The sequence below is a fragment of the Streptomyces sp. NPDC044704 genome, assembly GCF_056433525.1.
The window spans coordinates 39,227-59,676 of record NZ_JBWKGY010000017.1; the positions used below are offsets into that span (position 1 = coordinate 39,227).

General features: G+C 71.2%; 15 protein-coding genes. 6 read left to right on the forward strand and 9 right to left on the reverse strand.

From position 1 onward, the window contains the following. Positions 1 to 118: 118 nt before the first annotated feature. Positions 119 to 640 carry a DUF1203 domain-containing protein gene (locus AC07B0_RS31035; protein ID WP_478899424.1) on the forward strand — a complete coding sequence of 174 codons (522 nt, stop codon included), beginning with the start codon at positions 119 to 121 and terminating at the stop codon, positions 638 to 640. Between the two features lie 55 nt (positions 641 to 695). Here AC07B0_RS31035 and AC07B0_RS31040 read toward each other — a convergent pair whose 3' ends face one another. Then, the gene (locus AC07B0_RS31040) at positions 696 to 1,727 is read right to left on the reverse strand and encodes an aspartate-semialdehyde dehydrogenase (protein ID WP_467294346.1); all 1,032 of its coding nucleotides are present in this window, start codon (positions 1,725 to 1,727) and stop codon (positions 696 to 698) included. A gap of 260 nt (positions 1,728 to 1,987) precedes the next feature. On the opposite strand from AC07B0_RS31040, the gene AC07B0_RS31045 reads away from it, so the two are divergent. Beyond that, a complete protein-coding gene (locus AC07B0_RS31045; RefSeq protein WP_478864503.1) occupies positions 1,988 to 3,484 on the forward strand; it encodes a M28 family metallopeptidase in 1,497 nt (498 codons plus the stop codon). Between the two features lie 91 nt (positions 3,485 to 3,575). Here the strand turns inward: AC07B0_RS31045 and AC07B0_RS31050 are convergent, their stop codons facing one another. From AC07B0_RS31050 to pepN, 4 genes are all read right to left on the reverse strand, one after another. Further along, the gene (locus AC07B0_RS31050) at positions 3,576 to 6,920 is read right to left on the reverse strand and encodes a S8 family serine peptidase (protein ID WP_356878228.1); all 3,345 of its coding nucleotides are present in this window, start codon (positions 6,918 to 6,920) and stop codon (positions 3,576 to 3,578) included. A gap of 274 nt (positions 6,921 to 7,194) precedes the next feature. Then, a complete protein-coding gene (locus tag AC07B0_RS31055; RefSeq protein ID WP_478864504.1) occupies positions 7,195 to 7,761 on the reverse strand; it encodes a CGNR zinc finger domain-containing protein in 567 nt (188 codons plus the stop codon). 85 nt (positions 7,762 to 7,846) lie between these two features. Further along, complete coding sequence (locus AC07B0_RS31060) at positions 7,847 to 8,809, reverse strand: hypothetical protein (protein ID WP_356878230.1); 963 nt, start codon at positions 8,807 to 8,809, stop codon at positions 7,847 to 7,849. Positions 8,810 to 9,030: 221 nt separating this feature from the next. Continuing rightward, positions 9,031 to 11,613, reverse strand: coding sequence for an aminopeptidase N (gene pepN / locus AC07B0_RS31065; protein ID WP_478899425.1), 2,583 nt, complete (start codon positions 11,611 to 11,613; stop codon positions 9,031 to 9,033). Between the two features lie 127 nt (positions 11,614 to 11,740). On the opposite strand from pepN, the gene AC07B0_RS31070 reads away from it, so the two are divergent. Then, positions 11,741 to 12,388, forward strand: coding sequence for a mycothiol-dependent nitroreductase Rv2466c family protein (locus AC07B0_RS31070; protein WP_356878232.1), 648 nt, complete (start codon positions 11,741 to 11,743; stop codon positions 12,386 to 12,388). Positions 12,389 to 12,534: 146 nt separating this feature from the next. On the opposite strand, the gene AC07B0_RS31075 is transcribed toward AC07B0_RS31070, so the two are convergent. Next, the gene (locus tag AC07B0_RS31075; RefSeq protein WP_356878233.1) at positions 12,535 to 13,191 is read right to left on the reverse strand and encodes a superoxide dismutase; all 657 of its coding nucleotides are present in this window, start codon (positions 13,189 to 13,191) and stop codon (positions 12,535 to 12,537) included. Between the two features lie 209 nt (positions 13,192 to 13,400). Further along, positions 13,401 to 14,810: an amino acid permease gene (locus AC07B0_RS31080; RefSeq protein ID WP_467294359.1), complete on the reverse strand. Its 1,410-nt coding sequence runs from the start codon at positions 14,808 to 14,810 to the stop codon at positions 13,401 to 13,403. Positions 14,811 to 14,976: 166 nt separating this feature from the next. Here AC07B0_RS31080 and AC07B0_RS31085 point away from each other — a divergent pair, with 166 nt between their 5' ends. Beyond that, the gene (locus AC07B0_RS31085) at positions 14,977 to 15,759 is read left to right on the forward strand and encodes an SDR family NAD(P)-dependent oxidoreductase (RefSeq protein ID WP_478899426.1); all 783 of its coding nucleotides are present in this window, start codon (positions 14,977 to 14,979) and stop codon (positions 15,757 to 15,759) included. A gap of 81 nt (positions 15,760 to 15,840) precedes the next feature. On the opposite strand, the gene AC07B0_RS31090 is transcribed toward AC07B0_RS31085, so the two are convergent. Continuing rightward, a complete protein-coding gene (locus tag AC07B0_RS31090) occupies positions 15,841 to 17,244 on the reverse strand; it encodes an amino acid permease (protein ID WP_356878236.1) in 1,404 nt (467 codons plus the stop codon). A gap of 282 nt (positions 17,245 to 17,526) precedes the next feature. Between AC07B0_RS31090 and AC07B0_RS31095 the strand changes: the two genes are divergently transcribed. Continuing rightward, positions 17,527 to 18,111, forward strand: coding sequence for a biotin transporter BioY (locus AC07B0_RS31095; protein WP_467294364.1), 585 nt, complete (start codon positions 17,527 to 17,529; stop codon positions 18,109 to 18,111). Between the two features lie 73 nt (positions 18,112 to 18,184). Here the strand turns inward: AC07B0_RS31095 and AC07B0_RS31100 are convergent, their stop codons facing one another. Beyond that, positions 18,185 to 19,615, reverse strand: coding sequence for an amino acid permease (locus AC07B0_RS31100; RefSeq protein WP_356878238.1), 1,431 nt, complete (start codon positions 19,613 to 19,615; stop codon positions 18,185 to 18,187). Between the two features lie 219 nt (positions 19,616 to 19,834). Between AC07B0_RS31100 and AC07B0_RS31105 the strand changes: the two genes are divergently transcribed. Beyond that, positions 19,835 to 20,323: a ribose-5-phosphate isomerase gene (locus tag AC07B0_RS31105; RefSeq protein ID WP_356878239.1), complete on the forward strand. Its 489-nt coding sequence runs from the start codon at positions 19,835 to 19,837 to the stop codon at positions 20,321 to 20,323. Positions 20,324 to 20,450 lie beyond the last annotated feature (127 nt).

Here is a 20,450-nt window from a genome sequence, read left to right on the forward strand (position 1 = left end):
GACGTTGCCCGGCCATCCTTCCACGCGGGCCGCGTCACCGCGCCGGAGTAATCCACGGGCGAACGCGAGGTCCGATTCCCGCCAGCGCCGGGGGGCCGGGCGGGGCACGATCGCAGCCATGACCTCCTCCACCGGGCGGCCCCCCGCCCTCCCCCTCGCCCTTCCCCTCGACCCTGCCGCCCTCGCCGAGCTGCGCCTGAGCGACGACGCCGGCCGGCCCTGCCTGCCGTACGAGGACCAGGAGGGCGGCGCCCCGCTGCGCTGCTGCCTGCGCCGCAGCCGGGCGGGCGAGCGCATCGCCCTCGTCTCGTACGCGCCGCTGCGCCGCTGGGCGGCCGCGTCCGGCGCGGACCCGGGGGCGTACGACGAGCAGGGCCCCGTGTTCGTGCACGCCGACCCCTGCGCGGGCCCGCCGGAGGGCGGCGGCCTGCCGTTCGGGACGCCGGGGGCGCTGCGCGTGGCCCGGCGCTACGACGCGGCCGGCCGGATCCTCGGCGGCCGTGCGCTGGACCTCGGCGAGGAGCCGGACGCCGTCGTCGGGCAGGCGCTGGCCGAGGCCTTCACCGACCCGGAGGTCGCCCTCGTGCACGTCCGCGCGGTGGAGTACGGCTGCTTCCTCTACGAGGTGCGCCGGCCGTGAAACGGGGGAGGGGCGGGCGCCGTACGGCACCCGCCCCCCGCGCGCCCGCGCCCGGTCAGCCCTGGCGGAGTTCCTCGGCCACGAGCTCCGCGATCTGCACGGCGTTCAGCGCCGCGCCCTTGCGGAGGTTGTCGTTCGACAGGAACAGCGCGAGGCCGTTGTCGACGGTCTCGTCCACGCGGATGCGGCCCACGTACGAGGCGTCCCGGCCGGCGGCCTGGAGGGGCGTCGGGATCTCGGACAGCTCGACGCCGGGCGCGTCCTTCAGCAGCTCGTAGGCGCGCTCCACGCTGATCGGCCGCTCGAAGCGGACGTTGACCTGGAGCGAGTGGCCCGAGAAGACGGGGACGCGCACGCAGGTGCCGGAGACCTTCAGCCCGGGGATCTCCAGGATCTTGCGGGACTCGTTGCGGAGCTTCTGCTCCTCGTCGGTCTCGAAGGAGCCGTCGTCGACCAGGTTGCCCGCGAGCGGGACCACGTTGTACGCGATCGGGCGCTTGTAGACGGCCGGCTCCGGGAAGTCCACGGCGCCGCCGTCGAAGGTCAGCTGGTCGGCGGCCTCGGAGACCGCGCACGCCTGGCCCTTGAGCTCGGCGACACCGGCCAGGCCCGAGCCGGAGACGGCCTGGTAGGTGGTGGCGATGAGGGTGAGCAGGCCGGCCTCGTCGTGCAGCGGGCGCAGCACCGGCATCGCGGCCATGGTGGTGCAGTTCGGGTTCGCGATGATGCCCTTGGGGCGGTTCTTGATCGCGTGCGGGTTCACCTCGGAGACGACGAGGGGGACCTCCGGGTCGCCGCGCCAGGCGGAGGAGTTGTCGATCACGACGGCGCCCTGGGAGGCGACCTTCTCGGCGAGGGCCCTGGAGGTGGCGCCACCGGCGGAGAAGAGCACGATGTCCAGGCCGGAGTAGTCGGCCGTGGAGGCGTCCTCGATGGTGATCTCCCGGCCCTCCCACTCCAGGGTCGAGCCCGCGGAGCGGGCCGAGGCGAACAGCCGCAGCTCGTCCACCGGGAACTTCCGCTCGGCGAGGATTCCGCGCATCACTGCGCCGACCTGTCCGGTGGCTCCGACGATTCCGACCCTCACGGTGACTCCTCTACGTAGGTACGACGCGGGCGCGCGTGGAGCCATCATGCGTTCGACCCCACGAGCCTTGTCCAATCCATTGTCCGAGGTACGGACGGTGTCCCCGGCGTGAACCCCCGTGACGAGTGCGTGACGGGCGTGTTGCACGACCCCCGAAGGTCCGTTTTGCCTGGTCAGGGGCGGTTACCGTCCGGTCTGTCGTGACCGTTATCCGGACGCGGCGGACCAGACATCGAAACGCCTATCTCGGGGAGAACACCGTGCGGGACATCCGCCACCGCCGCCGGTCCATACCGGCCCTCGCCGCCCTCGCGGCCGCCGCCGTCGCCGCGCCCGTGCTGCTCGCGGCCACTCCGGCCGCCGCGCACGACCGCGACCACCGCGAGGGCCGGCTCGCCAAGGAGCTGGTCGAGGAGGTCACCGCCCGCGGTGCCTACCGCCACCTCGCGAAGTTCCAGCAGATCGCCGACGCCAACGGCGGCAACCGCGCCGCGGGCACCCCGGGCCACGCCGCGTCGGCGGCGTACGTCCACGACACCCTGAAGAAGGCCGGCTACCAGGTCTCCTACCAGGACTTCGACATCTACGAGGCGCACACGAAGACGGAGAAGACCACCGTCCTCGGCGCCGCCCCCCGCGAGCTGGCAACCGCCGCCTTCACCTTCACCCGGTCCACCCCGGCCGGCGGCCTGACCGCCGCGCTCGCCCTCGCCCGGGTCGACGAGACCCCCGGCTGCACCGCCGACGACTACCCGGCGGGCGCCTTCGCGGGGAAGATCGCCCTGGTCAAGCGGGGTTCCTGCACCTTCGTGGAGAAGCAGAGGGCGGCCGCCGAGGCGGGCGCGCTCGGCGTCATCGTCTACAACCACAGCGGCACCACCCCGGTCCGCGGCGGGTTCTCCTCGCCCGCCGAGGGCGTCATCCCGAGCGCGGGCATCACCCTCGCCGACGGTGAGGCGCTGGCCGCCGCGGCCGCCGCGGGCGAGGTGAAGGTGCGCCTGGACCTGGACCAGGAGCACGTGAAGAAGACCACCCGCAACGTGATCGCCGAGACCCGGGGCGGCCGCGCCGACCGCGTGGTGACCGTCGGCGCCCACCTGGACTCGGTCCCCGAGGGCCCGGGCATCAACGACAACGGTTCCGGCTCGGCCGGTCTGCTGGAGGTGGCCCTGAAGCTCGCGGACGAGGGCGCGAACAAGAAGGGCAAGGGCAAGCAGCCCGCCAACAAGGTCCGCTTCGCCTGGTGGTCCGCGGAGGAGCTCGGCCTGCTGGGCTCCGAGCACTACGTGGCGCAGCTGTCCGACCAGCAGAAGAAGGACATCGCGCTCTACCTGAACTTCGACATGATCGCCTCGCCGAACCCGGTCCAGTTCGTCTACGACGGCGACGACTCGGACAAGACCGGCGCGGGCGCGGGCCCGGCCGGCTCGGCGCAGATCGAGGCGCTCATCAACGGGTTCCTCGACAAGAAGGGCAAGCCGCACGAGGGCAGTGACTTCGACGGCCGCTCCGACTACGGCCCGTTCATCGCGAACGGCATCCCGGCGGGCGGCACCTTCACGGGCGCCGAGGGCATCAAGACCGCCGAGCAGGCCAAGCGCTACGGCGGCAAGGCCGGCGCCCCGTACGACCCGAACTACCACGGGGCCGGGGACACGCTGAAGAACCTCGACCTGAAGGCCTTCGACACGAACCTGGACGTCATCGCGCACGCGGTCGGCACCTACGCCGATTCGCTGCGCTCGCTCGGCAAGTAGCGGGGCCCGGACCGCGCGGGGTCCGAGGGGGGAAAGCCCGGAGGGGCGGTGCTCTGACGAGCGCCGCCCCTCCGGTGTCGGTCCCTCCGTACTACGGGAGGACCTTCTCGATCTGCACGCTGCCGGTGCCGGCGGCGGTGCCGCGGCCGTTCAGCAGCTGGGCCTGGCCGAAGAACTGACGGCCCTCGGGGGCCGCGCTGTTGACCAGAACCTTCGCCGAGACCTGCGCCGAGGCGCCGGAGGCGAGGTTCACCGAGGCGGCCTCGTCGACCTGGACGGAGCCCAGGGCGGCCGAGAAGAACACGTCGCGGTAGTCGTACGTGGTGGTGCCGGCCGGGATGGCGTAGCCGATCACCTTGATGCTGTAGGTGCCCGCGGCCGGCTTGACCAGGCTCACGGCCTCCTCGGAGTCGCCGTCGGCGGCGGAGCCGACCTTGACGCCGTCCTTGTAGACCTCGAGGTCCAGGTCCGCGCCCGTGTCGGACGTCTTGCCGATGGCGATGTCGAGGCGGGAGACGTCCGCGCCGATCGTCACCTCGGTGGTCTGGGTCTCACCGGCGGCGATGGTCGGCTTGGCGACCTTCGCGGAGCCGAGCGGGCCGCCGACGAGCTTGCCGCCGGAGATGGCCGCGGCCTCGTTCTTGATGGTCCACTGGACCGGGGCCGGGGTGCCCTGCTTGACCTCGGGAAGGACCTTGACCGCCGGGTCGAAGGCCGCGCCGAGGACGGACACGTCCAGCTTGTACGGGTTGTCGAGCAGCGGCGACGTACGACGCGACTCGACCTCGATCTCCCAGACGCCCGGAACCGGCTCGGCGTACGAGCGCAGGTCGGGGCGGCAGGTGTTCGCCGGGTTGTTGTAGTTCGGGTAGCACTGGGTGGTGGCGCTGTCCTCGACGCCCACGCCGTACGGGTGGATCGAGATGAAGCGGGTCTGGCTGTCCGGCTTCAGACCGCCCAGGGCGACCTCAAGGGTCTTGGTGCCCGGGGGGACCGTCACGAAGTAGGACTTGTGGCTGTTGCGCTGCACGGACGAGGTGTCCGAGAAGGAGAACGACGGCTTCGCCAGCGGGGCGGCCGCGACGACCGTCGCCAGGACCTGCTTGTCGATGCCCTCGGTGTTCGGGTCGTCGAGCTGCAGGATGCCGCTGTGGACGCCGGCCGACTTGACGTTGGCTTCGACCTTGATGGTGACGGGCTTGTTCAGCGGCAGCGTGACGTAGTCGTAGCCGCCGATGACCTTGAAGCTGCCGTCGTCGTTGCGCCAGCTCAGGTTGTGCCGGGTGCCGTACTTCACGCCGGTGGTGCGCGTGACGACGACGTTGTAGACCTTCTTCTGGCCGACCTTGAGGCCGCCCTCGCGGTCGTAGACGCCGGTGCCGAAGCCCGGGGTCTTCAGGAACTGGTCGATCGCGGTGTCGACCGGCGCCTTGACCGTGAACTCCTCGGCCTTCGCGTCGCGCTGGATGGACTCCCACGCGGCGCCGACGTCGAGCAGGCCCGCGCCCTGGGCGTGCGCCGGGACGTCGTCGATCTTCTTGGCGGTGCTGGTCAGGGCGACCCGCAGGTTGGCCGGCTTCAGCGCGATGTTGTGCTGCTTGGCGGCCGAGATCAGCAGGGCGCCGGCGCCCGCCGCCTGCGGCGAGGACATCGAGGTGCCCTGGAGCATGCCGTAACCGGCGGGCAGGGTGTAGCCCGCCTCGGCCACCGGCGCGCCGGGCAGCCAGGTCTGGATGGTGTTGATGGCCGCGCCGGGGGCGGTGATGGTCGGCGTGAAGCCGCCGTCCTCACGCGGACCGCGCGAGGAGAACGGGAACATGTTGTACTTCTTGCTCACGCCGGAGCCGTAGTTGGCGGCCCAGGTCTCCTTGGAGACCGCCGCGCCCACGGAGATGACCTTGTCGGCGAGACCGGGGTCGCCGATGGTGTTGACGCCGGGGCCCTCGTTGCCCGCCGAGATGACGAGCTGGACACCGTAGGTGTCGATGAGGTTCTTGTAGAGCTCGGACCGCGCGTTGTTGCCGTCGTTGAGCGCCGGCAGGCCGCCGATCGACATGTTGACGATGTCGACGCCGCGGTTCACGACGAGGTCGATCATGCCCTCGGTCAGCGCGACGTTGGTGCAGCCGCCGGACCAGGAGCAGGCGCGCGAGGAGACCAGCTTGGCACCCGGGGCCTGGCCGTTCATCTGGCCGCCGAAGAGGCCGTTGGCGGCGGTGATGCCCGCCACGTGGGTGCCGTGCTCGGACTCGATGATGCCGACGTTGACGAAGTCGGCCTTCTTGCCGACCCAGTCACCGCCCAGCGGGTCCATCGCGACGTCCTTGCGGATCTCGATCACGAACGGGATGCGCTCGGCGACCTCGGTCGCCGGGTTGTCCGTGCCGAAGTAGCCGATCTGGTAGCCGTCCTTGTACGGCTTCATCGGCTCGTTGTTCGTGAAGTCGCCGTCCTGGTCGGTGTCGACGCGGACGGTGCCGGCGGCGACGTCGTAGAGCAGGCCGAACCGGTCGGAGGTGTCCCCGTCCCGGTTGACGTCGCCCTTCATGTCGCCGTTGGCGGTGATCGACTCGGTGAAGCGGCTCCACTGGAAGTTGCCCTCGGGGGCCTTCCAGCTCTGGCCGCCCGCCGAGAAGGTGCCGCCCGCGGCGGTGACCGGGTTGATCTGGGCGCGCCAGGTCCCGTCGTTGTCCGTGATCGGGTCGGTCGCGGTGACCCAGTCGACGATCTTGCGCTCGCCGGTGGTGGTCTTCTGCAGCGCCGGGTGGCCGACGTCGACGCCGGAGTCCATGATGCCGATGGTCACGCCGCGGCCGTCGGCCTGCGGGTTCTGCTTGACGAAGTCCACCGAACCGGTCTCGAACGACGGGTTGTACGGGTTCTTCGCCGGGGTGTTCTTGTCCGGCGCCGCGAACGTCTCGGCCGCGGTCTTCTTGACCGTGCCGGTCCCGCGGTCCGCGTCCGGACGGGGGTCCGGGCGCTGGATCTCGTGCCGCAGGTCGATGCCGTGGACGGAGTCCAGCTTGCCGGCCGCCTTCAGCGCGGCGTCGGCCTTGTCGGTGGGCAGCGTGGCGCGGACGTAACCGAGCTTGTCGTACGTCCGGCCCACCGAGGCGCCCTGGACGGCGTCGAGCTGGTCGGCGACCTGCTTGGTCTGGCCGGGGGCGGTCGCGACCATGACGGTGACGGTGGCGTCACCCTTGGCCTTGGCCTCCTGGAGCAGTTCGGCGTCGGCCGAACCGAGCTTCTGGTCGGCGGACTTGACCGGCGCGGTGGCCGGTCCCGTCACCGGGCCGTCGGCGGTGCCCGCCGCGAAGGCGGGCACGGCGCCGGTGGCGCAGAGGGCGGCCACCAGGCCCGCGGCCGCGGCGACGCGGGCGACGCGCCTGGTGCCCGGTATGGCCCCGGTGGTGGAGCTGGGGGAGTCGAGGGTCATCAGCATCCCTGGCTAAGTGAAAGATACGGTCCGGATTTCGGTGCCGGATGACCGGTCAGCTTTGCGCAAGTGACCGCTGTTTGGGGAGGGATGTCATTGACCGAGACCTGACATGGCGGACACTCGCCAGCGCGGAGTATGCGCCAGGGGGAACAACTCCGGGCAGGGCGGGGCAATTCACAGGTGTCTGTGAGTGGATTTATAGACTTTCCGAGCTCTCGACCCGGTCGGGGCGGGTATCCGTCTCACCGTCGGTGTGACAGATTTCGACCGTTCAGCGCACGCGCGGGCGCGCGTTGTGTCGCGCGGCCTGCGCGCGGTCGCCGCAGCCGGCCGCCGGGCACCGGACCAGGGTGCCGCCGGGCGAGGTGTCGAGGAAGCGCAGGGTGCAGTCCTGTGAGGCGCAGGCGCGGATCCGGTCCGCTCCGGCTCCCAGGAGGTCCAGGTAGTTCCGGGCGGCGGTCCAGGCCGGGCCCCACGCGGGATCGGCGAACTCGGGCCGCTCGCCCGCTCCTTCGGCGGTCAGGGTGACCCGGATCCGGCCGTGCTCCAGGACGGCGTCGATCAGGTCGCGGGCGCTCTCGTCGGCCGGGTCCGCGACCGCGCGGGCCAGTGCCTCGCGCGCGGTCATCAGGTGCACCAGGGTCGCGGCGTCGGCCCGGAACCGTCCGGCGAGGCCGGTGCTCCGCAGCCAGAGCGCCAGCCCCTCGACCCGGGTCAGCCCGAAGGCTCCCGCGAAGAGGTCGACGGGCTCGCCCCCGTGCGTCCAGCGCGTGTTCAGCAGGTCGAGGGCGACCGGTTCCCCGGTCAGTGGACGCGGGTCCGTGCTCTGGTCCGTCATGCCGCCTCCTCGCCGCCTCCGCCGCCTCCCGAAGCGTACGTGACCGGCCGGTATCCGCCGTGCCGCGGCCCGTGCGGCCCGCGCCTCACCGGGGGAGCACCACCAGGTAGGCGGCGGGCTCGTGGTCGTCGGAGGCCGTCAGGGCGGTGCGTACGACCGCCGCCTGCTGCTCGGGCCAGTCGCGGAGCTTGCGGGGGGTCAGGTGCAGCACGGTCACCCCGAGCCGCTCCAGCGTCTCGCGCTTGCGGACGGCCTCCGACCAGTCCTCGTCCTCGCCCTGGCGGGGGGCGCGGGTGTCGATCTCGATGGCGACGGCGTGCTCGGGCCAGTACGCGTCGACCCCGCCGAGGTGCGGGCCGCCGGGCAGCCGCAGGTCCACGTTCCACACGGGCTCGGGCAGCTCGTAGCCCCGTACGAGCTGGTACAGCCGGTCCTCGGCGATGGCGCGGCCCTCGGCGAGCAGGGACTCGACGGCGTCGACCACGTGCGGCCGGTTCAGCAGCCGCGCCACCGTCAGCTCCCGTACGACGGCCGCCGGTTCGCAGTGCCCGCCGCGCACGGCCTCGCTGAGCAGGCGGCGCACGGTCGTGGCGTCGGAGAGCTGGGAGACCGCGTCGGCCACGGCCCGGGCCACCGGCGCCACCGGGAGTCCGGTCACCTCCACGGAGCGGGGCGGGGTGTGCGTCCGGATGATCCGGACGTCCCCGGTGGAGCGCAGCCGCCGGGTGTTCGCCACGAGCACGTCGATGTGCGAGAGCCCGAGCAGGGCGGGGGCGGACGCGAAGCGGTACAGCGCGAGGGCGGCCAGCCCGGTGATCATGACCTCGGCGCCGCCCCGGCGGCCGGCGTACAGCAGGGCCGCGTGCAGCCGCTCCTCGCTGGTCGCGGGTCCGGAGTGGAGCAGGAACACCCCGGGCAGCAGCTGCTGCCAGGGCCGCCCGGCCGCCTCGGAGGCGCTGACGCCGTGCTCGCGGAGCTGGGCGAGGGTCAGCACGCGGGGGCGGCTGGCGGTGAGGTGGGCGAGGGGGAGGGGTGCGTTCTGGTTCATGACGCGGTGATTCCCTCAGGCCATGGCCTTGCTAACGCCTGTTACACGCTCGTCGACAAATCCGGACAAGCCAGGGCTAAAGTACGGGCGTTCGACTGCCGAAAGGGACCGCTGCCCGGCATTCGTCGTACGAGCTCACAGCTACCCCGCCCCCGCCCGGGGAAGCGCGCGGGGGCGGAGCCGGCCGGCCCCGCCCCCGCGCGCACGCCTGTCCCGCCGGATCAGCCGGCCGCCGCGTCGCAGGCCTGGGCGCGCAGGGCCCGGGCCAGGTCGTCGCGGGACTCCAGCACCAGCCGCCGCAGCGCCGGCGCCGCGTCAGGGTGGGCCGCGAGCCAGGCGTCGGTCGCCTCGACCGTGGCCGGCGAGTCCTGGAGCGCGGGGTAGAGGCCCTTCACCACGTGGATGCCGATCTGGATCGAACGCTCCGCCCAGACCCGTTCGATCACCTCGAAGTAGCGGTCGGCGTAGGCCGCCAGCAGGTCGCGCTGCGAGGACTGCTGCATGCCCCCGATCGTCGCCTCCACCAGCGCGTTCGACAGGGCGTCCGATTCAACGGTCGCCGCCCACGCCTGGTCCTTGACCGCCGCCGACGGCCGCGCCGCCAGGCAGCGCACCTGGTGCTGCTTGCCCGAGGCGGTGTCGTCGCGGGCCAGTTCGGCGGCCAGTACGCCCTCGTCCACCGCGCCGTGCGCCGCCAGCGGCAGCAGGAAGTCCCAGCGCAGCTCCTGGTCGACCTCCAGCCCGTCGATCCGGGCGCTCCCGTCCAGCAGTCCGAGCAGGAGCTGGTGGTCGCCCTCAGTGGCCGCCCCCGCCGCGAAGAACCGGGCCCAGGTCAGCTGGTGTTCCGAGCCGGGCTCGGCCAGCCGCAGCTCGCGCAGCGCGCCCGCCGCCAGCTCGCGTCCGCTGCGCTCGCGCCGCTCCGGCGCCGTGTAGTGGGCGACGGCGCCCAGCGCCTGCGCGTGCAGCATCTGGAGGACGCCCACGTCGGTCTCCCGGCCGGCGTGCGCGAGCAGCAGCGCCAGGAAGTCCCGGGCCGGCATCAGCCCGTCCCGGGTCAGGTTCCACAGCGCCGACCAGCACAGGGCCCGGGCCAGCGGGTCGGCGAGACCGCCCAGGTGGCTCCGCAGCGTGGCCAGGGAGCCCTCGTCGAAGCGGATCTTGCAGTAGGTGAGGTCCTCGTCGTTGACCAGGACCAGGTCGGGCCGCTCGGCCCCGGCCAGCCCGGTGACCACCGTACGGGCCCCCGCCACGTCCGCCTCGGCGCGCGCGTAGCGGACCAGCCCGCCGTCGGTCTCCAGCCGGTACAGGCCCACCGCGATCCGGTGCGGGCGCCCCTGCGAGGGAGCCGGCTGACCGGGCAGGGCGTCGCCCTCCTGGAGCACCGCGAGCTCCGTGACGTGCCCGCCCGCGTCACAGGTCACCACCGGCGTCAGCGTGTTCACGCCGGCCGTCTGCAGCCAGGCCCGCGACCACGCCGTCATGTCCCGGCCGGAGACCTCGCCGAGCACCGACAGCAGGTCGTCCAGCGTGGTGTTCCCGTAGGCGTGCGCCTTGAAGTAGCGCCGCGCGCCCTCCAGGAACGCCTCCCGTCCCACGTACGCCACCAGCTGCTTGAGGACCGCCGCGCCCTTGGCGTAGGTGATCCCGTCGAAGTTCAGCTTGGCGTCCTCCAGGTCACGGATGTCGGCCGTGATCGGGTGCGTGGACGGCAGCTGGTCGGCCCGGTACGCCCAGGCCTTGCGGCTGTTGGCGAAGGTCACCCACGCCTGGTCGAAGCGCGTGGCCTCGACCAGCCCGAACGAGCCCATGAAGTCCGCGAAGGACTCCTTCAGCCACAGGTCGTCCCACCACTTCATGGTGACCAGGTCGCCGAACCACATGTGCGCCATCTCGTGCAGGATGACGTTCGCGCGCCGCTCGTAGGAGGCCTGCGTGACCTTCCCGCGGAAGATGTACTCCTCGCGGAAGGTCACCATCCCCGGGTTCTCCATGGCGCCCAGGTTGTACTCCGGCACGAAGGCCTGGTCGTACTTCCCGAAGGGGTACGGGTAGTCGAAGATCTCGTGGAAGAGGTCGAAGCCCTGCTTGGTGACCAGGAAGACGTCGTCCGCGTCGAAGTGCTTGGCCAGGCCCTTGCGGCACATCGCGCCCAGCGGGATCGTCAGGTCCCCGCGCGTGTAGGTGTCCGTGACGTAGTGGTACGGACCGGCCACCACGCAGGTGATGTACGTGGAGATCGGCGCGGTCTCGGCGAAGCGGCGGGTCTGCCCCTCGCGGGACTCCTCGGCGCCGTTGCTCCACACGTGCCAGCCCTCGGGCGCGGTCACCTCGAAGCGGTACGGGGCCTTCAGGTCGGGCTGCTCGAAGTTGGCGTACACCCGCCGGGCGTCGGCCGGCTCGTACTGGGTGTAGAGGTAGACCTCGCCGTCCTCCGGGTCCACGAAGCGGTGCATGCCCTCGCCCGTGCGGCTGTAGGCGCAGTTCGCGTCCACCACCAGGACGTTCTCGGCGGCCAGCTCCTCCAGGGCGATCCGCGCCCCGTCGAACACGGCGGCCGGGTCCAGGGCCCGCCCGTTGAGGGTGACGGAGTTCACCGAGGGGGCGATCAGGTCCGCGAACGAGGAGGCGCCCGGGACCGCGGCGCGGAAGCGGACGGTCGTCACCGAACGGAAGGTCCGGGGGCCCTCGGCCGGTTCGGCCTCGTCCACCGCGGACCTCAGGTCGAGGACCACCTCGTACCCGTCGACGGACACCAGCTCGGCCCGCTCGCGGGCCTCGTCACGGGACAGATTCTCTCCGGGCACCTGCACTCCTTCGTGCGTGATCGCGTTCTCCGCCTCGAATCCTCCCACGGGGAATGCGGGCGGCCCCGGCCCGGTTGGCGCAGGGGACGGTGCTGGCAATGGCTTGTTTTTTGACACGAGGAGAGACATGGCCGACACGCAGGTGAGCGAGAAGACCCCGGTCGACTTCTGGTTCGACCCGCTCTGCCCCTGGGCCTGGATGACGTCCCGTTGGATGGTCGAGGTCGAGAAGGTCCGCGACGTGGAGGTCCGCTGGCACGTGATGAGCCTGGGCGTGCTCAACGAGGACAAGCTCGACGAGCTGCCGGAGACCTACCGCAAGCTGCTCGGCCCCGAGGCCTGGATCCCGGTCCGCGTGGTGATAGCCGCGGAGCAGAAGCACGGCAAGGAGATCACGGGCAAGCTCTACACCGCGCTCGGCACCCGCATCCACAACGAGGGGCGCGGCAACACCGCCGACGTCGTCGCCGAGGCGCTGGCCGAGGTCGGCCTGCCGGCCGAGCTCGCCGACTACGGCACCTCCGACGAGTTCGACGCCGAGCTGCGCGCCTCGCACAACGACGGGATCGAGCGCGTCGGCCAGGAGGTCGGCACCCCGGTGATCTCCGTCCCCGGCACCGACGGCAAGGACGTGGCCTTCTTCGGCCCGGTCGTCACCCCGACCCCGCGCGGCGACGACGCGGCCCGGCTGTGGGACGGCACCCTGCTCGTCGCCTCCACCCCCGGCTTCTTCGAGATCAAGCGCACCCGCGACAAGGGCCCGAGCTTCGAGTAGCCCTCCACCGGAACCCGGCCGCGCCGGGCTCCGTCACGACGCAGAAGGCCCCCGCGAGTCACGTCCTCGCGGGGGCCTTCTGGTGGAAACGTCCGCAGGTGAAGGTTGAGAAGACGATCACGAGGCGGACGGACCGGGGGTGCCGATCAGCCCTTGGCGGGGATCAGCAGCGGGGTGTTCGCCTTGGCGTCGGCGTAGCGCTTGGCCACGTCCTGCCAGTTGACGACGTTCCACATGGCCTCGATGAAGTCGACCTTCTGGTTCTTGTACTGCAGGTAGAAGGCGTGCTCCCAGGCGTCGAAGACCAGGACCGGGGTGCTGGCGACGCCCACGTTGCCCTGGTGGTCGTAGATCTGCTCGACGACCAGACGGCCGCTGACGGGCTCGTACGCGAGCACGCCCCAGCCGGAGCCCTGGGTCGCGGAGGACGCGAAGGTCAGCTGCTTCTTGAACTTCGCGAAGGAGCCGAAGGACTCGGTGATCGCGTCGGCCAGCTCGCCCAGGCCGTCGGCCGCGGTGGGCTCGCCGCCGCCCTCGCCGGTCTTCGGGCTGGCCATGTTGTGCCAGTAGATGCTGTGCAGGATGTGGCCGGAGAGGTGGAAGGCCAGGTTCTTCTCGAGGCCGTTCAGCGCGCCCCAGTTCTCGTCGTCGCGCGCCTGCGCGAGCTGCTCCAGGGTGTTGTTGGCACCCGTCACGTAAGCCGCGTGGTGCTTGTCGTGGTGCAGCTCGATGATCTGCGGGTTGATCACCGGTTCGAGCGCCGCGTAGTCGTAAGGAAGCTCAGGAAGCGTGTAAATGGCCATGTCTGTAATCCGGTCCCCTCAGCGTGCCAATCGCTTATTGCAATCAATGCGCAACTGCACGCTAGCAGTATCTATTCCACCTCACGAGTAAGGGTTACCTCTCTTGTCACCACCTACGGAACGCCGGAGGCCGGGCCCGTGCGATCGCATGGGCCCGGCCTCTGACGTGCCGTCGGGCGGGGGTGTCGCCCCGGTGGTACCGCTCCGGGTCAGGCTCCTTCGCGGGCCGCGGCCCGGCGCTGCATCACGTAGCCGGTCACGGCCAGGGCCACCGTCAGCCCGCCGGTGAAGACCACCTGCACCCGGGTGTCCCCGTCCAGGGCCATCAGGACCAGCACGCCGGCGACTCCGGCCAGGGCCACCCAGGTCAGGTACGGGAAGCCCCACATCTTCACGACCAGCTTCTCGGGCGCCTCGCGCTCGGTGCGGCGGCGCAGCACGAACTGCGAGACGGCGATGAAGCCCCAGACGACGAGGATGACCCCGCCGACCATGTTCAGCAGCCAGGCGAAGAGGGTGTCCGGGTACCAGTACGACAGCAGGACGGTGACGAAGCCGAAGCCGGAGGAGGCCAGCACCGCGCGGCGCGGCACCCGGCCGCTGACCTTGCCGAGGGCCTTGGGGCCCTGGCCCCGGGAGACCAGCGAGTAGGCCATGCGGGAGGAGCCGTAGATGTTGGCGTTCATCGCCGACAGCAGGGCGATGAGGATGACCACGTTCATGATCTGGCCGGCGGCCGGGATGCCCAGGTGGTCCAGGGTGGCGGCGTACGGGCCCTGCTCGGTGACGGCCGGGTCGTTCCAGGGCAGCAGGGTCACGATGACCAGCATCGAGCCGACGTAGACGATGGCGATGCGCCACATGGTGGTCTTCACGGCCTTGGCCACGCCCTTGACCGGGTTCTCGGACTCGGCGGCCGCGATGGTCACCGTCTCCAGGCCGCCGTACGCGACGACCGAGGCGAGCAGGCCGACCAGCAGTCCGTCGACGCCGTTGGGCAGGAAGCCGCCGTCGTGGACGAGGTTGGCGGCGCCGGGGGCTCCGGTGCCGGGCAGCAGGCCCAGGACCGCCAGGACGCCCAGGCCCAGGAAGAGCGCGATGGCGCCGATCTTGAGGGCGGCGAACCAGAACTCGAACTCGCCGAAGTTGGAGACCGCGGCCAGGTTGCTGCCGCAGAACAGTGCCATGAACACCAGCACCCACATCCACGACGGGGTCCCGGGGAACCAGCCCGTCATGATGTGCGCCGCGCCGATCGCCTCGATGGCCACGCCCACGCACAGCAGGGTCCAGAACATCCAGCCCGCCGTGAAACCGGCCCAGGGCCCGATCGCCCGGTCCGCGTGCACCGAGAAGGAGCCGGAGGCGGGGTTCGCGGCGGACATCTCGCCGAGCATCCGCATCACGAACATCACGAGCAGCCCGGACGCGGCGTACGCGAGGACGATCGAGGGTCCCGCGGCCGCGATGCCGGCGCCGGAGCCGACGAACAGGCCGGCGCCGATGACCCCGCCGAGGGCGATCATCGACAGGTGGCGCTGCTTGAGGCCGTTGCCGAGCGGGGATCCGGTGTCGTCCTGCCGGGGTTCGGGGGGAGCGAGGGTGCTGCTGTGGCTCATGGGGGTGCGCCTGTCCGGTGTGCGGGGGGTCGAGCGGTGCCCTCAGTGTGCCGAGCGTCCGGTCAGCGGACGTTTCTCGTCCGATATTCGGACAGGGGCTTCACGGATCGTGATCACCTCCGTACGCTCGCGACGACACCGCACGCAGACCGGAAGGGGCCGCCGGATGGGCCGCAACGTGACTCCGCTGGGCGCCACCGGCCGGGGCGTCCTCGTCACCGGCGCCTCCCGGGGCATAGGCCGGGCGGTCGCGGCCGCCTTCGCCCGGCAGGGCGACCGGGTCGCCGTGCACTGCTCCGCCCCGGGGCCGGACGCGCGGGAAACCCTCGCCGCGCTGGAGGGGGAGGGCCACGTCCTGCTCGCCGCGGACCTCGCCGACCCGGCCCGCGTCGAGACCCTGGCCGCCGAGGCCCACGACGCGCTCGGCGGCGTGGACGTCCTCGTCAACAACGCCGCCGTGATGGTCGCGCACCCCCTGCCGGAGACCTCGTACGAGGACTGGCAGGCGGCCTGGCACCGGACCGCCGCCGTGAACCTCTTCGGCGCCGCGAACCTGACCCACCTCATCACCCGCCGCATGATCGACGAGGGCCGCGGGGGCCGCGTCGTCAACATCGGCTCGCGCGGAGCCTTCCGGGGCGAACCCGCCCACCCCGCCTACGGCGCGACCAAGGCCGCGCTCCACGCGCTCGGCCAGTCCCTCGCCGTCTCCCTCGCCCCGTACGGCATCGCCGTCGCCTCCGTGGCCCCCGGTTTCGTCGCCACCGAGCGGGTCGCGGGCCGGCTGGAGGGCCCCGAGGGCGCGGACATCCGGTCCCAGAGCCCCTTCGGACGCGTCGCGGACCCCGAGGAGATCGCCTCCGCCGTGCTCTACCTCGCCTCGCCCGGCGCCCTCTGGAGCTCGGGCACCGTCCTCGACGTCAACGGCGCCTCCTACCTGCGCACCTGAACGTGCGAGGACCCCCGCGCCACCGTGGCGCGGGGGTCCTGCCCCTCTTCCTGTTCCCGTTCCTGTTCGCGTTCCGTACGGTCAGGCCCCGGCCCGGCGCTCCCGAACCTCGCGCAGCCACGCCACCAGCAGCACCGCCGCCGCCGCGCCCGTGGACCACAGCAGCTGCGGCCGGGCCGCGTCGTCGAACAGCATCAGGACCAGCACCGCCGCCATCCCGATCAGCGCCGCCCACGTCAGGTACGGGAACAGCCACATCCGCAGCGTGAGCCGCTCCGGCATGTCCCGCTCCAGCCGGGGGCGCAGCTTCAGCTGCGAGACCGCGATCAGCGCCCACACGAACAGCAGGACCGCGCCGACCGCGTTGAGCATGTAGAGGAACACCGTGTCGGGCCACAGCAGGTTCAGCACCACCGACACGAAGCCGAACGCCACCGACGCGAACACCGCCCGGCGCGGCACGCCGCCGCCCGAGACCTTCAGCAGCGCCCGCGGGGCCTCGCCCCGCTCGGCGAGGGAGAACACCATGCGCGAGGAGCCGTACAGGTTCGCGTTCAGCGCCGACAGCAGCGCCACGAACACCACGACGTTCATGATCTGGCCGGCGCCCGGGATCCCGATCGAGTCGAGCACCGCCACGTACGGGCTCTGCCCGGGCTCCAGCGAATCCCAGGGCAGCAGGGTCACGATGACCAGCATCGAGCCGACGTAGAAGAAGAGGATGCGCCACACGGCGCTGCGCACGGCGCGGGCCACGGACCGGGCCGGGTCGTCGGACTCGGCGGCCGCGATGGTGACGACCTCCAGCCCGCCGAAGGCGAAGACGACGGCGAGCAGACCGGCGACGACCCCGCCGATCCCCGCCGGGAAGAAGCCGCCGTGACCGGTCAGGTTGGCCATGCCCACCGGATCGGTGTCCGGCAGCAGGCCGAAGACCGCCAGCGTGCCCAGGATCAGGAAGAGCACGATCGCGCCGACCTTCAGGGCCGCGAACCAGAACTCGAACTCGCCGAAGTTCCGCACGGCGGCCAGGTTGCTGACGGTGAAGACCACCATGAAGATCAGCACCCAGAGCCACTGGTCGACCGACGGCACCCAGCCGTTCGCGATCTTCGCGGCGCCGGTCGCCTCCACGGCGAGCACCACGACCAGCAGGAACCAGTACAGCCAGCCCGCCGAGAAACCGGCCCAGCGTCCCAGCGCCTTCTCCGCGTACACCGAGAAGGAACCGGAAGCGGGCATCGCGGCGGACATCTCGCCGAGCATCCGCATCACGAGCATCGCGAGTACGCCTGCGAGCAGGTACGACAGGATGATCGCCGGACCGGCGATGCCGATGCCGGCACCGGAGCCGACGAAGAGCCCGGCGCCGATCACGCCGCCGAGGCCCAGCATGGTCAGGTGGCGCTGCTTGAGGCTGTGGCTCAGGGGTTCCTGGGGGAGGCCGCCCTCGGTCAGGGGCGGGTCGGGCAGGCGGTCGCGCATGTGGATGCTCGCACTCTCGGTCGGCCAAGCGGCGCTGGGGGCTGCACAAGGGATTGGCGGGAACCTACAGTCTGGCCGCAGGACACCCATCGGAGCAAAAAGGGCGTGGCGTCGAATGTGGGCCGTGATGCGGATCACTTCAACTCGGGTGTAAGTCGGGAGCTTTGTCCACTCTCCACGAAACCGGGCAGTACGGCTTTGTCCCAGCCGGTGGTGGGGCGGCGGCGGGCCGCGGACTAGCGTCACGGTGTCCCCACCGATCACCCCTCACGGAGCCCCACGATGAGCACTGCTTCCGTTTCCTTCCGGCCCGGCGCCGTCCTCGCCGACCTGCTGCCCGCGAGCCGCGTCCGCGACGTCACGCTGGTCGTCGGCGGAGCCGCGCTCACCGGCGTCGCCGCCCAGATCGCCGTGCAGGTCGACGGCCTCGCCGCCCCGATCACCGGCCAGACCTTCGCCGCGCTGCTCGTGGGCACCGCGCTCGGCGCCGGCCGCGGCTTCCTCTCCCTCGCGCTCTACACGCTGGTCGGCATGGCCGGGGTCCCGTGGTTCGCGAACGGCACCTCCGGTGCGGGCGGCGCCACCTTCGGCTACGTGCTCGGCATGCTGCTGGCCGCCACCCTCGTCGGCGCCCTCGCGCGGCGCGGCGCCGACCGCTCGGTGCTCCGTACGGCCGGGGCGATGGTGCTGGGCTCGGCCGTGATCTACGCGGTGGGCGTGCCGTACCTGATGGGCGTCACCGGGATGTCCCTGGACGTGGCCGTCGCGACGGGCCTGACGCCGTTCCTGGTCGGCGACGCCCTCAAGGCCGCGCTGGCCATGGGCCTCCTGCCGGCCGCCTGGAAGCTGGTCGGCCGCCGCGGCTGAACCCGTACCGCACCCGCACGACAGCCCCGGACCGCGAGAGCGCGGTCCGGGGCTGTCGTCTCGTACGGGAGTGCTACGCGGCGGCCTTGCGGCGCATCGCGTCGCGGACCGCGCCGATCGCGACGACCACGGCCGCCACCACCAGCGACAGCACGACGACCTCGCGGTTGGCGTCGTCGAAGAGCATGTAGACCAGCACGAAGCTGATCATCGCGGCGGTCGCCCACGTCAGGTAGGGGAAGAGCCACATCTTGACGGTGACCTTCTCCGGCGCCTCGCGCATCAGGATCCCGCGCATCCGCAGCTGGGTGAAGCAGATCACCAGCCACACGAACAGCGCGATGGCACCCGAGGAGTTCAGCAGGAAGTTGAAGACGGTGTCCTTGAAGGCGTAGTTGAAGTAGACGGCGGCGAAGCCGAAGACCACGGAGCCCAGGATGGCGGCCGTGGGCACGCCCTTCTTGTTGACCTTGGCGAACGCCTTGGGCGCGTCGCCGCGCTCACCGAGCGAGAACGCCATGCGCGAGGCCGTGTACAGGCCCGAGTTCAGGCAGGACAGCACGGCCGTCAGGACGATCACGTTCATGATCTGGCCGGCGTGCGCGATGCCGATCGAGTCCAGGGCGGCGACGTACGAGCCCTTCTCGGTGATCGACTTGTCGTTCCACGGCAGCAGGGTCAGGACGACGAAGATCGATCCCAGGTAGAAGACGCCGATGCGCCAGATCACCGAGTTGGTGGCCTTGGTGACCGCGCGGCGCGGGTCCTCGGACTCGCCCGCGGCCAGGGTGACGATCTCGCTGCCCATGAAGGAGAAGACGACCATCAGCACACCGGTGAGGATGGCGCCCAGACCGTTCGGCGCGAATCCGCCGGCGTCGGTCAGGTGCGCGAAGCCCGCGCCGGGGTTGTCCGAACCGGGGAGCACGCCGAAGACGGCGAGCATGCCGATGATCACGAACGCGCCGATGGCGACGACCTTGATCCCGGCGAACCAGAACTCGAACTCGCCGTACGAGGCGACCGAGCCGAGGTTCGTGATCGTCAGCACGACCATCACGATCAGCGCCCAGGCCCACTGCGGGACGGCCGGGACCCAGCCTTCGAGGATGACCGCGCCCGCGGTGGCCTCCACGGCCAGCACGACGACCCAGAAGAACCAGTACAGCCAGCCGATGGAGAAACCGGCCCAGCGGCCGAGCGCCCGGTCGGCGTACGCCGAGAAGGAACCCGAGTTCGGGCTGGCCGCGGCCATCTCGCCGAGCATCCGCATCACGAAGACGACCATCGCGCCGACGAGGAAGTACGACACGAGGATGGCGGGGCCGGCCTTGGCGATGCCGCCGCCGGAACCTACGAAGAGGCCGGCGCCGATGACGCCGCCAATGGCGATCATGGAAAGGTGGCGGTTCTTGAGACCGGCCTTCAAACCGTCGGAGGGCTGGGTGCCGTCGGGGTTACCGGACGGGTCGCCTGCCTTCTGAAGGGTCGTCGTGGAGCTCATGGACGGATCCTTAGGTTCTCGGATTGCGAGCCCCGGCATTCAAACCCGACACGCGCCGGGACGGAAGACCCTGTTCCGTATCGTTGCCTTGGGCGATAAGTCCTGGATCAAGGCTTCGGCGCGTCCCGTCTGGGTTGTTGTGGAATATTTGAGCTTCCGGAGTGACCTACGCGACACCCCTCCACCGGGGTTCCAGCGCCCGCATGCCACACTCGACCCATGCGCGTGTACCTCGGATCCGACCATGCCGGCTTTGAGCTCAAGAACACCTTGGTGGACTGGCTCAAGAACAACGGCCACGAGCCCGTCGACTGCGGGCCCCACATCTACGACGCGGTGGACGACTACCCGCCGTTCTGCCTGCGCGCCGCGGAGAAGACCGCCGCCGACGCCGGCAGCCTCGGCATCGTCATCGGCGGCTCCGGCAACGGCGAGCAGATCGCCGCGAACAAGGTGAAGGGCATCCGCGCGATCCTCGCGTGGAGCGTCCAGACCGCCGAGCTGGGCCGCGAGCACAACAACGCCAACGTCATCTCCGTCGGTGGCCGCATGCACACCGAGGACGAGGTGATCAGCTTCGTCGACGCGTTCCTGAAGACCCCGTACTCCGACGAGGAGCGCCACACCCGCCGCATCGACATGCTCACCGCCTACGAGCGGACCGGCGAGCTCCCCCCGATCCCGGCCCACCACCCGCAGGACCAGTAGGACCACTCGGCCGTGGGGGCGGGGGGGGGGGGGGCCGCGCCCCCCAAAACACCGACCAAAGAAAACACCCCCCCAACGGAGAAGAGAAAAACAAACACCCCCCCCCAAAACAAAACCAAGACCCCCC

Bases quoted from the DNA above. Each gene is read 5' to 3' on its own strand.
- AC07B0_RS31090 (WP_356878236.1), bottom strand. From the start codon at position 17,244: ATGCGCGACCGCCTGCCCGACCCGCCCCTGACCGAGGGCGGCCTCCCC.
- AC07B0_RS31050 (WP_356878228.1), bottom strand. From the start codon at position 6,920: ATGACCCTCGACTCCCCCAGCTCCACCACCGGGGCCATACCGGGCACC.
- AC07B0_RS31060 (WP_356878230.1), bottom strand. From the start codon at position 8,809: ATGAACCAGAACGCACCCCTCCCCCTCGCCCACCTCACCGCCAGCCGC.
- AC07B0_RS31055 (WP_478864504.1), bottom strand. From the start codon at position 7,761: ATGACGGACCAGAGCACGGACCCGCGTCCACTGACCGGGGAACCGGTC.
- AC07B0_RS31075 (WP_356878233.1), bottom strand. From the start codon at position 13,191: ATGGCCATTTACACGCTTCCTGAGCTTCCTTACGACTACGCGGCGCTC.
- AC07B0_RS31070 (WP_356878232.1), top strand. From the start codon at position 11,741: ATGGCCGACACGCAGGTGAGCGAGAAGACCCCGGTCGACTTCTGGTTC.
- AC07B0_RS31085 (WP_478899426.1), top strand. From the start codon at position 14,977: ATGGGCCGCAACGTGACTCCGCTGGGCGCCACCGGCCGGGGCGTCCTC.
- AC07B0_RS31095 (WP_467294364.1), top strand. From the start codon at position 17,527: ATGAGCACTGCTTCCGTTTCCTTCCGGCCCGGCGCCGTCCTCGCCGAC.
- AC07B0_RS31100 (WP_356878238.1), bottom strand. From the start codon at position 19,615: ATGAGCTCCACGACGACCCTTCAGAAGGCAGGCGACCCGTCCGGTAAC.
- AC07B0_RS31035 (WP_478899424.1), top strand. From the start codon at position 119: ATGACCTCCTCCACCGGGCGGCCCCCCGCCCTCCCCCTCGCCCTTCCC.
- AC07B0_RS31080 (WP_467294359.1), bottom strand. From the start codon at position 14,810: ATGAGCCACAGCAGCACCCTCGCTCCCCCCGAACCCCGGCAGGACGAC.
- AC07B0_RS31105 (WP_356878239.1), top strand. From the start codon at position 19,835: ATGCGCGTGTACCTCGGATCCGACCATGCCGGCTTTGAGCTCAAGAAC.